Annotated in this window: 8 protein-coding genes; 6 read left to right on the top strand and 2 right to left on the bottom strand. The window is 54.0% G+C overall.

The genetic code is table 11. The features are described from left to right. Positions 1-202 precede the first annotated feature (202 nt). From treZ to H7849_RS22150, 3 genes are all read left to right on the top strand, one after another. A complete protein-coding gene (treZ, locus tag H7849_RS22140) occupies positions 203-2,146 on the top strand; it encodes a malto-oligosyltrehalose trehalohydrolase (RefSeq protein ID WP_186742600.1) in 1,944 nt (647 codons plus the stop codon). A gap of 55 nt (positions 2,147-2,201) precedes the next feature. Further along, positions 2,202-4,268 (top strand): amylo-alpha-1,6-glucosidase, encoded by a 2,067-nt coding sequence (locus tag H7849_RS22145; RefSeq protein ID WP_186742602.1) that lies wholly within the window; start codon positions 2,202-2,204, stop codon positions 4,266-4,268. 623 nt (positions 4,269-4,891) lie between these two features. Further along, positions 4,892-5,239: a ComEA family DNA-binding protein gene (locus H7849_RS22150; protein ID WP_186742604.1), complete on the top strand. Its 348-nt coding sequence runs from the start codon at positions 4,892-4,894 to the stop codon at positions 5,237-5,239. A 169-nt stretch (positions 5,240-5,408) separates the two neighbouring features. On the opposite strand, the gene H7849_RS22155 is transcribed toward H7849_RS22150, so the two are convergent. Beyond that, positions 5,409-7,073: an alpha-amylase family protein gene (locus tag H7849_RS22155; RefSeq protein WP_186742606.1), complete on the bottom strand. Its 1,665-nt coding sequence runs from the start codon at positions 7,071-7,073 to the stop codon at positions 5,409-5,411. Between the two features lie 240 nt (positions 7,074-7,313). Between H7849_RS22155 and H7849_RS22160 the strand changes: the two genes are divergently transcribed. Further along, positions 7,314-8,282 (top strand): RHS repeat-associated core domain-containing protein, encoded by a 969-nt coding sequence (locus H7849_RS22160; RefSeq protein ID WP_186742607.1) that lies wholly within the window; start codon positions 7,314-7,316, stop codon positions 8,280-8,282. Positions 8,283-8,292: 10 nt separating this feature from the next. Further along, positions 8,293-9,186 (top strand): energy transducer TonB, encoded by an 894-nt coding sequence (locus H7849_RS22165; RefSeq protein ID WP_186742609.1) that lies wholly within the window; start codon positions 8,293-8,295, stop codon positions 9,184-9,186. 734 nt (positions 9,187-9,920) lie between these two features. Here the strand turns inward: H7849_RS22165 and H7849_RS22170 are convergent. Continuing rightward, on the bottom strand, positions 9,921-10,775 hold the full coding sequence (locus H7849_RS22170) for a carboxypeptidase regulatory-like domain-containing protein (RefSeq protein WP_186742611.1): 855 nt from the start codon (positions 10,773-10,775) through the stop codon (positions 9,921-9,923). A gap of 288 nt (positions 10,776-11,063) precedes the next feature. On the opposite strand from H7849_RS22170, the gene H7849_RS22175 reads away from it, so the two are divergent. Further along, positions 11,064-12,500: a glucoamylase family protein gene (locus H7849_RS22175; protein ID WP_222439721.1), complete on the top strand. Its 1,437-nt coding sequence runs from the start codon at positions 11,064-11,066 to the stop codon at positions 12,498-12,500. Positions 12,501-12,519 lie beyond the last annotated feature (19 nt).

Here is a 12,519-nt window from a genome sequence, read left to right on the forward strand (position 1 = left end):
TGCTCCGGCGGCAGGTTTATAAGCAACTTGCCGAAGATACAGATCGATCTTTATAGGTCAATGAGCGCTGTAGAGCGTGGCCTTCCATCAACTTCAAAGCTTTGGCCTTCAAATCCGAGCATCTTATACAAGCTAACAATCTCCCGATGCCTGAATTATTCGCCAGAACGCATCTAATGTAGTCACGAGGTGTGATCGAGAGATGCGAGAGGTGGGGGATGGGCGTCTTATCGGAAAGCATTGTTCGATAGGAGCCATCCCATACGCTCGAGGCACACAATTTCGCATTTGGGCGCCGGTTGCCCGCAACGTTGAGGTCGTAGTCGAGGACAAAGATCTCCGGTACCCACTTGGGGCGGAAGAAGACGGTTACTTCTCCGGCCTTTTGCAAGAAGTTCGCGTCGGCAGCCTTTATAGATTCAGCCTGGATGGCGGTGAAGCATTTCCTGATCCTGCCTCACGTTACCAGCCCGAAGGGCCCCATGGACCGTCGCAGATCATCGATCCAGGCTCATATGTTTGGAGCGAAGCTGAAACGCACTGGCTTGGAGTCTCTATCGAAGGACAGGTGCTTTACGAGCTGCATATTGGAACCTTTACTCCCCAAGGCACTTTTCTTTCAGCGCTTCATGAGTTTTCACGCCTGCGAGACCTTGGGATCACACTTTTGGAATGTATGCCGTTGGCTGAGTTTCCCGGCAACGTGGGCTGGGGCTATGATGGCGTCGATTTATTCGCTCCCTTTCACCATTACGGCCACCCCGACGATCTCCGTCGAATGATAGACGCAGCTCATCAGCTTGGACTCGGCGTGATCCTCGACGTGGTGTATAACCATCTGGGCCCGGACGGCAATTACCTCGGCAAGTATTCCAATCATTACTTCTCAGACAAGAACACTGAGTGGGGAAACGCCATCAACTTTGATGGAGAAAACAGCAAACCAGTGCGCGACTTTTTCTTAGCCAACGTCACTCATTGGATCGATGAATATCATTTTGACGGCCTCCGGTTGGACGCTACACAATCGATTCATGACACTGGATCGCACGGGATCCATATCATTGCAGAGATTGGCGATTGTGTCCGTGCATCGGCAAATGGACGCAAGACCATTGTCCTTGCAGAAAACGAGCCGCAAGATGCGTGCCTCATCCGCAGCGTCGAGCAGAACGGCTACGGCCTTGATGCCGTGTGGAACGACGACTTCCACCACAGCGCTGTTGTCGCGGTCACTGGTCGGCGTGAGGCTTATTTCAGCGACCATCTCGGGCATCCCCAGGAGTTTATCTCCGCTGCCAAATACGGCTATCTATATCAGGGCCAATACTATTCTTGGCAGCAGCATCCACGTGGCACGTCGAGTCTCGATGTCGGTGCCAAAGCTTTCATCACCTTCCTGGAAAATCATGACCAGATAGCTAACTTCGGTAGATCACAACGCCTTCGGCTTCTTTCGAGCCCTTCGCGCTATCGAGCCATGACGGGACTCTGGCTGCTTAGTCCTGGTACACCAATGTTTTTTCAGGGTCAGGAGTATGGCGCGCAGACGCCCTTTCATTACTTTGTCGGCCACGCTGGCGAACTTGCAGCCGCGGTCACTCGAGGACGCGGAAGTTTCATGCTCCAGTTTGCAACTCAGGACACACCTGAAATGAAGATCTGCGTTGCTAGTCCTGAGGATCCTGAAACATTCCGACAATCACAGCTCGATCCGGCCGAGCAGGAGCGGCATCCTGAAATCGTGCAGCTTCACATCGATCTGCTTGCTTTACGCCGTACTGATCCCGTACTTAGCCGCAGAGATTGCCGTGTCGATGGGGCCGTCCTTGGGCAAGGCTGTTTCGTTCTTCGCTATCTCACTTCCAGTCGCGAAGATCGTCTCCTACTCGTCAACTTTGGTGTCGGCCTCGACTTACCACACCTTCCAGAACCTTTGACTGCTCCACCCGCTGGCTGTGAATGGCGAGTTCAATGGTCCAGCGAATGGCCAGTATACGGAGGTTGTGGATCGTATGCTCCGGATCGTTTTGGACCATGGCACATTACCGGCGAAAGCACCCAACTCCTCGTGCCTGTGAAAACCAGCGCCCCATTTAGTCCCGAATCTCCGAAGTCCGGCTTTACGGGTTCAGATGCCAACTAAGAACAGATTGCATATGGGTCGCGGCCTGTACCCAAGAAATGAGTAGAGGAGAAAAATGGATATCTTTCGCACCCCACAACTTGTCCGACACATCGAAGTCGATCAAACTTCCGCCGAACTCGACCGTGAGTGGATTGTGACAAATGGCCTGGGGGGTTACGCGTCTGGAACGATTGCAGGTCTGAATACGCGGCGCTTCCACGGTTGGCTGATTGCTGCGTTGCCAGCACCCCATGGGCGCATGATGATGATGAATCAGATCGCTGAGACACTTCGCATCGACGATCGCACTTACCAACTGACCGCAGATAATCTTAGCCTCGCAACGCAGACGGATACCGTTAGTCCGTTTTTGAAGAGCTTCCGTCTGGAAATTGGCTTGCCCGTGTTTACCTACGCTTCGGACGAGTTCACTCTCGAAAAGCGTCTCTGCATGGTGCACGCGCAGAACACAACATACATCACCTATCGCTTGTTGAAAGGCAAAGCAGCGCAGTTGGAATTGTGCCCCGCTATCGACATCCGTCCTCATGAAGGATCACTCGCCGGTCCAAGGCACGAGGACTACCGTTTCAGCGCTGTCTCGGCGGGGTATGAGCTTTCGGTGGCTGGCGATCTACCACCGCTCTGTCTTGCATGGCGAGGTGAAGGCACTTCGTTTCGTCTCATGCTCGAACAGGTGACAGAACTCCGCTATCGCATCGAGCAAAGCCGCGGCTACGACTGGAAGGGAAATCTATGGAGCCCGGGCTGTTTTTCTGTCGACCTTACAGAGAGTTCCAGCGCTTCGTTGGTGATTTCCACCGAAAAATGGGAGCATGTCAACGCTCTTAGTCCAGAGAATGCTTTTGCTGCAGAAACCGAACGGCGGCGGCGCTTGCTTCGTACTGCGCCGAAGGAAGCGCGCTCTGGACTGGCAGCGGAACTTGTGCTCGCAGCGGACCAGTTTCTTATCAGTCCCGTCGGGCGCACAGCGGAAACGGTCCAGGCCCACAGCATTGGCGATGAAGTTCGCACCGCCATAGCCGGATACCATTGGTTTACCGACTGGGGCCGTGACACGATGATCTCGCTCGAAGGCCTCACCATCGCCACGGGACGCACCCATGAAGGCGAATACATTCTTCGCAGCTTTGCCAAGTACATACGCGATGGCCTGATTCCCAATATGTTTCCGGAAGGAAAGATTTCCGGCCTTTATAACACCGCCGACGCGAGCCTTTGGTTCTTCCATGCTGCCGACCGCTATATTCGTGCGACCGACGACAGTGAGACTCTCGAGGTTCTTCTGCCCAGGTTACTCGACATCGTCGAGTGGCACCAGAAAGGAACATCCTTCGGCATCGGTGTAGATCCGGCTGATGGCCTCCTTCACCAAGGCGCGCCCGGTCTCCAACTCACATGGATGGATGCGAAGGTCGACGACTGGGTCGTGACCCCTCGCCGTGGCAAGGCTGTCGAGATCAATGCCCTCTGGTATAACGCTCTGTGCGTCACTGCACGCTGGCTTGAGATGGTAGGCGATGCGGGCCGCGCCAAACAGCTCTCGAACGCCGCTGCCAAGGTCTATGAAAGCTTCAATGTCCGTTTCTGGTCATCTCAGCTCGGTTATTGTTATGACGTTGTGGATCAGGAGGGCGGCGGGAATGACTCTTCTCTTCGTCCCAATCAGGTACTCAGCATCTCGCTTCCTCATGCCGTGCTTGCAGAGGATAAGTGGAAGCCCGTCCTAAGTGTCGTTCGTGAGCAGTTGCTCACCCCATTTGGACTCCGCTCGCTCGCACCGAGTGATCCCGATTTCAAAGCTCGCTATGATGGGGACCTTCGCGCACGTGATGCCGCATATCACCAGGGTACGGTCTGGGCCTGGCTTATCGGCCCTTTCTTCGATGCATGGCTTCGCGCCAATCCCGGCGATTGGGAGACCGCAGAGGCGCTACTCGCGAGCTTTGATACGGAGATGAGCGAAGCAGGGATCGGTACCATCAGCGAGATCTTCGATGCCGAATCTCCGTTCACTGCTCGCGGCTGTATCGCTCAAGCCTGGAGCGTCGCGGAAGTTCTGCGTTGTGAACTGAGTCTGCGTGCTGGCCGACAATGCGGGCCCATCCACAACAGCTAAACACTCTTCATCGTCCTCACTTCCAAAGGCAATTTCGTTCGGCTATGCTGAGATCCAATTGCAGTCCCTTTCACCAGATTCTGCCAGCGGCATTCAAAGAACACTGTCACCTTACCTCCGCTATACGTCCGAAGGCGGCATCCCGCCTTGGATGCGCGTATCTCTTTATTTCTCACACTCGGTTTAGAGCCTCCGAAGACGGAGCCAACTCATGGCGAGTCTTAATCGGGGCACATTAGATAACCACATTCCTACTGTGGCAATCCAACATGCAACGACGAACTTCGATCTGGAGGCCCCATGGAAAGGCCGAACGAATACAAGATAGAGTATGTAGCGGTTCAGGATGTCCCATATCAAGCTCCCGACCCTGCCTCAAAAGGTACTCACGCGGGTCAGGGCGTTTGCCATGAAGGCAGAGTGGTCTGGCTTGCAAAGGAGATTCCTGCCAGCACTTCCGAATCTGAGGTGACCGCGTGGGTAGAAGGTGCGGGCATCGTTACCCTCAAGCCACGATTTCTGAGGCCCTGTTGACGAAGATTCTAAGTATTATGATCGGCCCGTCGAGGGGCGAACATCGGAGGGTCGTCCGTGTTGACCACAGAAATATGCATCCGAAGGGCATGAAAGCAAGCTTGACTTCGTTAGTTTGTACCCTCTTGCTCTCTGGGTGCTTTGATTCGAACAATACCCGTTCTCTTCAGCAGCACACTGCTGATGCGACCGCGGCGGCTAAACGCGACGCAGGGGCGATTGCAAGAGGCGTAGTTGAGGGACTAACCCGAAAGGGACTGACAGATATCAATACCGCTTCCGCCCAAGATCTGGAAAAGCTGCCGGATGTGACTGCGGCAGAGGCGCAGGGCATCATTGCTGGAAGACCGTATGAGAATACTTCTCAATTGGTGAAGAGGCATATCCTTTCCAGAGCCCATTACAACAAGATTCAAGCGCAGATTGGCGTGAAATAACAATTGCATATATAGGACCACACGGCCTTCTACGAGCAATCGTCCATATCTGTGATCCGTAAGCATAACTTTTAGTATCTGAGGAGGTCGAATGGCCAAGTCGGTGAAAGAAGAAAGCCACCAGAAAGATTGAGAGAGCCGTCAGAACGGCTGTGTGCAAGCAGGTCTCTCAGGTGTCGCTCCGTTTTAGTAGATAATCCAAGCCGCAGACGCGGTACCACCGATAGCCATACGGCTCGACCAGGATGTGATGGGGGGCACCCTTCTCAGCGCGGCTGTGATCGTCGGACAGAAGATTGGCCAAGATGCAGTCTGCTTCGCCCTCTCTCTTCAACGCAAGGCGCACCTCTCGCGGCTCAGAACTGAGATTGTGCACAAACAATACCGAATTGTTCCGCCAGTCATACCGCATTGCCAAAACTTGTGGTGTTCCCGTGGATATAAATGAAAAGTCACCCCAGCCGATCTCGGGGACCTCTTTGCGCATGCGAATGGTGCGTTCCATCCAGTTAAGCAGCGAATTGGGATCGCGGCGTTGTGCAGCTACGTTGACATGCTGGAAGCCATACGGGCCTACGCTGATTGTTGGCAGAATTGGCTTGTCGTTCTTAGTAAATCCGGCATGAGGCTCCGTTGACCATTGCATCGGTGTCCGAGCACAGTTTCGTTCGGGAAGATGAAGGTCATCGCCCATCCCGATCTCGTCGCCATAACGAATTACTGGCGTGCCTGGCAGCGTCATCATGAGGCTATATGCCAGTTCGAGTCTCCTCCTATCGCCCTGCAACATAGGTGCTAGGCGACGGCGAATCCCTCTCCCATACAACTGCATGTCCAGATCCGCGCCGAATGCAGCGAAGACGGTTTCACGGTCTGCTTCATTGAGGCGTCCAAGATCCAGTTCATCGTGATTGCGGAGAAATTGTCCCCATTGAGCGGTCGCGGGACGGCTCTTTGTGGCACGCATCGCTTTTACCAGTGGCCGAGAATCGCTAGTTGCCAGTGCGAGAAAAAGATTTTGATTGACTTCAAAATTGAACATCATCTGCAACCGTTCACCGGCACCGCCAAAATACTCCATGTCAGTATCGGGCAGTACATTTGCCTCGCCCAGGATGATCGCCTCCCCCTCTCGCCAATTAAGGAACTGAGTGAAGCCTCGAAGCATTTCATATTGCTCTTTGGGCCTCGCAATCTCAGGGCCCTTTTCCGCGATAACAAATGGTACGGCGTCCATCCGAAAGCCTGAAACTCCCAGTTGCAGCCAGAAGCCCATGATCTTGAGAATCTCCGCTTGGACTTTTGGGTTCGCAGTGTTCAGGTCAGGCTGAAAATCATAGAACCGATGGAAGTAATAGGCCTTAGCAGTTTGATCATGGGTCCATGTGGATTTCTGCACGCCGGGGAAGACCATTCCGGAGGCAGCATTCCGGGGTTTCTTTTTCGACCAGACGTACCATTCACGATATTTCGACTTCGGATCACGCCGTGCCTCTTTGAACCAGGGATGTTCGTTCGATGTGTGGTTTACAACCAGATCAATGAGCAGGCGCATACCTCGCTGCCGGCATCCGTGTGCAAACTCTACGAAGTCTCCGAGAGTGCCATATCTTGAATCCACGCCGTAATAATCGACAATATCGTATCCGTCATCTTTAAAGGGCGATGGCTGAAATGGCATAAGCCATAGGGCGGTCACGCCGATGCCCTGAAGATAATCGAGGCGGCGCGTCAGGCCTTGAAAATCACCAATACCATCTCCATTTGCATCCATATAGGTTGCGACAGAGAGGCAGTATATAACCGCGTTTTTATACCAAAGATCGTTAATCATGCGACCACAGCGCCGGAGACAAACAACAGGAGGCACTATTGGGATGCATGGATTCTAGTTCAGGGAAGAGCGAGAGGAGTTATGATCTGACGGGTCCAGAAGAAAAGTATGGCCGCCGGTTAGAATCAGGAAATCTGGGTCAATGGCAGACATCGCGGATATTTCTATACAGCCCCAACAGGAAGCAGTGCGGCTCCGTATCTCGTAAACAGCGCAACCGATTGGGTGGGGACAGAACGCATGCACGCGGATCGCTCGGGCAACCAGATTGTCACCTTCTGCAGTCTTCCTTTCGGAGATCAGGTGCAAAATTGTGTGATTTCCCCAACGAATACGGGCCCTTCCGATCCCACGCTCTTTACCGGCAAAGAACGAGACTCCGAATCCGGCAATGACTACTTCGGGGCCAGGTATTTTGCATCTTCAATGGGGAGAATGCTGTCGCCTGATCCCGTGGGCGGGAGCCTTGCCAATCCGCAGACGTTGAACAAATACGCCTATGTGCTAAACAACCCGCTGCGGTACACCGATCCAACCGGCTTGTATGCGTGCGCAGATGACGCGGCGGGTGCAAAGGAGCATTGCACGTCGGATGCTGACAAACGGTTTGAAGCATCGCGGCAGCATGACTTGCAATCGAAGAATGCTGCGGTTCGCGCAGCAGCGGGAGCTTATGGAGACCCCGGCAATGAAGTTGTAGACGCACGCGGCGACAAGGTCACAGTGGCTTTTTCTAGCGATGTTGCTAGTAATGGCGAGGGTGGGGTTACACATTCCGTGCTCGATGCCAATGGCAATACGCCGATATCGAATTCAACCGTCACGTTTAATCCAAACGACAAAGGAACAGCCTTGGATGCAGACGTCGGTCATGAAGGAAGCCACGTCGAGGACGCTCAAACTATGGCGGCCAACATCACATTTACAACCACGAGCCTCCACCTGGGGCAGGACATCAGCCAGTACACATCGGAGCAGCGAGCATACGCCATAACGGACTCCATCTACAGGTCCGCCAATGAGTCTTACAACGGCTGCGGCAATGCCAACTGCGCACTCGGAGCCGGGTCAAGCCCGATTGGGATACCAGGGCGAGTCGATGCGATATTACTCGCAAACCCGGGAATATATAAATCAGCGATTAACGGGAAACCGTTGACTCCAACCAATCAAGGCGCAAACGTGCTGGGTATCGTGGTTCCACACTGAGGTTGCGGATATGAAGGCGCAAAGAAAAATCGTTTGGTTGTTACCGTTGCTGCTTGGTGTGAACATCCAGGTCAGTGCCGCAGCACCGACGCCCGACAAAGTGCCTCTCTGCGACTTGCAGCGAACAGCTAAGCAAGGAGAGCAGCGGTCAGTTCAAGTTGGGGGGATTTACATCACCGGGTTCGAAGGGAGTGTTCTTACCGACGCTGCCTGTCCGGATCAAAGCACCTGGGTTGAACTCGACCTTAAATCGACCGCAAACAAAGAGCAGCTACGATCCATGCTGGATACAGCGGGCAAGGCGGATGTAGTGTTCGAGGGGGAGTTCTACGGACCGGGAATGCCTTCCCCCAACTTGCCGGAAGGTGTCAGAAAGTCGTATCAGCCTGGCTGGGGTCATCTCGGGGCGTTCAAAACCAAGTTGGTTGTTCAAGCGATCCAGAGTGTCAAGCCTGTGCCCGCAGATCATCCGGGGAGCGCGGACTTGAGCGGCCAGCTCCCGATCCTCCAGGAAGCGGCTCTGCCGGTCTACCCACCTATCGGGCGGGCGGCGCGCATCACCGGCAAGGTGGTTGTGGAGTTCACAGTCAGCAACGGGAAGGTGACGGCTACGGAGGTGAAATCCGGTCCTCGCCTTCTGGCCGGTGGCACGGTCGCCAATCTGCAAACGTGGCAGTTCGCATCCGACGTGAACGGCAAGTTCACAGTGACGTATACCTACGTCATGTCCGATGAGGAGACGGACAGCCCAACCAACCCCACGGTTGAAATGCTGCCGTCGCTGGATGTGAAGATCACGGCGCACCCGGTCAAGCCGATCCCCATGTACAGCGCCCAGGGCGTTCCTGCCACGGACACGTCGTTGCACGAAGCGGGCCATGTGCAGGCCGCTGTCCAGCCATAGGCTGCCTACAGCCCATCTCCGGCAGCCGTGGCGTACCCGCCGAAGAGCAACGCTGCCTATGGCAGCGGGTTGAGGGTGACACGTCTCACCCAGATGGGAGCTGCAGAGTAACTTCGGTTGCTGTGCGGTAACTCAGAGCCGACAAGCAGCGTCTAAAGAAAAAACATGCTCTGGGCGGTCGCGGCCTGGAGCGGGGCGCACGTTGCTCTCGGTGACAGCAGATGAGCCGACTCGCACACGATCCAGTCAGAAGAGATTTTTCCTTTAGCTGCCCGTCCTGTTAGCCCGAGGCCGCACGATGCGTCATGCGGCCTTGTGGCGTCTGCCGCCTTGGAATCCCAACGCCAGGGTGCGCGATGAAGCGTGAAGTGCGGAGCAAATCGGTAGGCACGAAAGTCTCGGAGCCGACGTGCGGTTGCTGGAGTCGCGGGCGGAGCGAGCCGGACTGACGCTGTTGGAATGGATGGTAAGGTGCGCCGGTGTGAAGCTGACCCGCCGAAAACTCTCGCCCCACTTGGCCTCGTGTTACTCGATTTTGCAAGCAAATTGAAAGCACAACCGGGCATTCTGGCACTTTCTCCACTTTGCTCACTATTTGGAATGTGTAAGTTGCAGATTCTAATAAGCCAAAGAGACTCCGATCCCGTCTCTGGCTACCATTTTCCAGAAGGATGTATGGGATTTTCGGCAATGTTTGGCGGCGTCTCAGAAGCGACATTGAAGCTCATCGCAGATCAGAAACGATATCCGGGTTTAAGTTCACAACGGTAGACCGTGGTCTTCTCTTTTTCGTTATCAGTCCGGACAGAACAGCTGGCCCAGCTCAAATTAAAGTCCGGACTCAGCGGAAACACGACAGGAGAGCCATCGATCTCCGCCTCAAGACTCACGCCTTCCTGGGTTGGGGGCAGTGTAAAGTTGAGCGTCTGACCAAAAATGACAGGATATAACTCGCGGACATTGGAAACGATTGCGTTATGAAAGACCTCGGCCTCCAGCAGGAAGGTCGCGGTATCCGACCAGTTCAGGGCAGTGACTCGGATGTTGCGCCCTCCATGAACAAATCCGCTTGAGTCGATCCGTGTAAACGGGCACGGCCCTGCAATGCAAGAGGCTCTAACATTGCCGAACGTGTTGTCCGCTCCGGCATCCAACGACGCAGATGCAGCGGATGCCTTCCATTTTCCATCCGGTGAACATAGGAACTGTTGATTGCAGGGCACATTCCCCTTATTGACGACCTGAAAGGTTTTGACTGCGCTCCCTATATTCGTCTCGCTCCGGGAGTTGATCGTGTATCTCACCCTGATATTGGATACTACAGTTTCCGGGCGCTTCGATGCAGCCAGGTCCTTCGCAGGAATCGGAGTCATTGCCGCAACATATAGCTCTGTCGGGGTCTTCAATCTTCCCGTTTGAACCGTCAAGTTGAGCGGTTCGTAATATGGATGTCGGAAACTGACAATCACAGGTTTTTCTGACAAGGGTTCCTTTTGAAAGACAACCTTGAAATATCCGGAAGCTTCGGAACGAGTCGTGACAGTCTTCACGCCGTCCGATGCTGTGATCGCAACGTCTGCGATCGGCAACTCTTTCTCCGTATCAGCGTCGCGCCCAATCACTGAACCTTCAATCGGGATCGCTTGCCGTATGGAAATCGATCTCAGTCGGTGTGCACGCAGCAACAGCACAGTGACCACTACTGCGACAACTGCGATAATCGCCCAAACAGCTTTTTTCCCTATCATTCAAAGACCGATATATGTTGTATGCACTTGGATACGGTGCCCATGGGTCGTTCTAACTAGGGCGTCGTTGCGTCTATTATTCAATAAGTGTCACCTAGAATCGATTTTTCCCAGAAAAGCGATGGTCTGATGAGCATAGATGAAAGTGCAGGTGAAATCGATGGAAGAAACGAGACGCAAATTCGCGAAATAACCGATAGGCGCGAGAATCGCGGTTCCAGGCGTCAGCTGCTGCGCCAAATGGCGGGTGTCTCCCTCGGTTTGCCGCTCGCCCAATGGAAGGGCTTTCCTGTGTTGGCGCAGGCACCCGTGCAACAGCGGGCTGGGAGTGAGCGTACGGAACGAACACCCGTCCCTCTGGCGACCACGGTGTCGCCTGAAGATGATCAGTTTCTGGACGAACTTGAACGAAGCAATTTCCTCTTTTTCTGGGAGCAAACTAATCCGCAGACGGGATTGATTAAGGACCGTTGCAACGTTCGTACAGCGGACACCACTGTGGCTGCAAGCATCGCGTCAACGGGCTTTGGCCTGACAGCAATCTGTATCGCAGAAAAACGCGGCTTCATATCCCGCCAGGACGCACGTCTGCGCGTCATCACGACACTTGAATTTCTTTGGAAGAAGCTGCCGACGCATCGCGGATTTTTCTATCACTTTGCCAACATGAATACCGGCGAAAGAATATGGGATTCCGAAGTCTCCTCCATTGATACTTCAATTTTGCTCTGCGGTATTCTTACCTGCCGCCAGCACTTTCGGGATCGCGACATTATCGAGCTTGCCCATGCAATTTTTGACCGCGTGGATTGGACCTGGCTATCAGAAGACATCACACTTCTGCCGATGGGATGGACGCCTGAGTTCGGGTTTCTCGCTTCCAAGTGGGACTACTACAGCGAATTGATGATGATCTATCTGCTCGGAATGGGCTCTTCTTCTCATCCCCTGCGGCCTGAGGCTTGGTTGGCATGGAAAAGAACGACCTTTGAATACGAGGGGCTTCGCTATATTGGCTCATTTGCACCGCTGTTTGTGCACCAATACTCCCAGGCTTGGTTCGACTTCCGCCACATGCGCGACAAGTACGCGGATTACTTTCAGAACTCAGCCATTGCCACCGAAGTTCACCGTCGCTTCTGCGTGGGTCTTAATAATAACTTTCCCGATTACAGTGACGATCTGTGGGGCATCACTGCCTCCGACTCTGAAAACGGTTATGTGGTCTGGGGCGGCCCACCGGCTACAGGCCCTATCGATGGGACGGTGGTCCCGGCAGCTTGTGGAGGGTCATTGCCTTTTCTAACGGACGCCACCATGCGCGTCTTGAAGAATATCAAAACTCATTATCCGCAAGCCTGGTGCCGCTATGGGTTTGTCGATGCGTTCAATCCGTTGAAAAAATGGTACGACAATGACGTCGTCGGGATTGACACCGGTATCACCATGCTCATGGCGGAAAATGTACGCACCTCCTTCGTATGGGAGACCTTCATGAAAAACCCGGAGGCGCAACGCGGAATGGCCAATGCCGGTTTTAAGAGTTACAGTCCAACTGCTGCTTGACCCTCATGCTTTGACTGCA

This window comes from Alloacidobacterium dinghuense, from assembly GCF_014274465.1.
In the GTDB taxonomy this organism is placed as follows: domain Bacteria; phylum Acidobacteriota; class Terriglobia; order Terriglobales; family Acidobacteriaceae; genus Alloacidobacterium; species Alloacidobacterium dinghuense.

Bases quoted from the DNA above. Each gene is read 5' to 3' on its own strand.
- treZ (WP_186742600.1), top strand. From the start codon at position 203: ATGCGAGAGGTGGGGGATGGGCGTCTTATCGGAAAGCATTGTTCGATA.
- H7849_RS22145 (WP_186742602.1), top strand. From the start codon at position 2,202: ATGGATATCTTTCGCACCCCACAACTTGTCCGACACATCGAAGTCGAT.
- H7849_RS22150 (WP_186742604.1), top strand. From the start codon at position 4,892: ATGAAAGCAAGCTTGACTTCGTTAGTTTGTACCCTCTTGCTCTCTGGG.
- H7849_RS22155 (WP_186742606.1), bottom strand. From the start codon at position 7,073: ATGATTAACGATCTTTGGTATAAAAACGCGGTTATATACTGCCTCTCT.
- H7849_RS22160 (WP_186742607.1), top strand. From the start codon at position 7,314: ATGCACGCGGATCGCTCGGGCAACCAGATTGTCACCTTCTGCAGTCTT.
- H7849_RS22165 (WP_186742609.1), top strand. From the start codon at position 8,293: ATGAAGGCGCAAAGAAAAATCGTTTGGTTGTTACCGTTGCTGCTTGGT.
- H7849_RS22175 (WP_222439721.1), top strand. From the start codon at position 11,064: ATGAGCATAGATGAAAGTGCAGGTGAAATCGATGGAAGAAACGAGACG.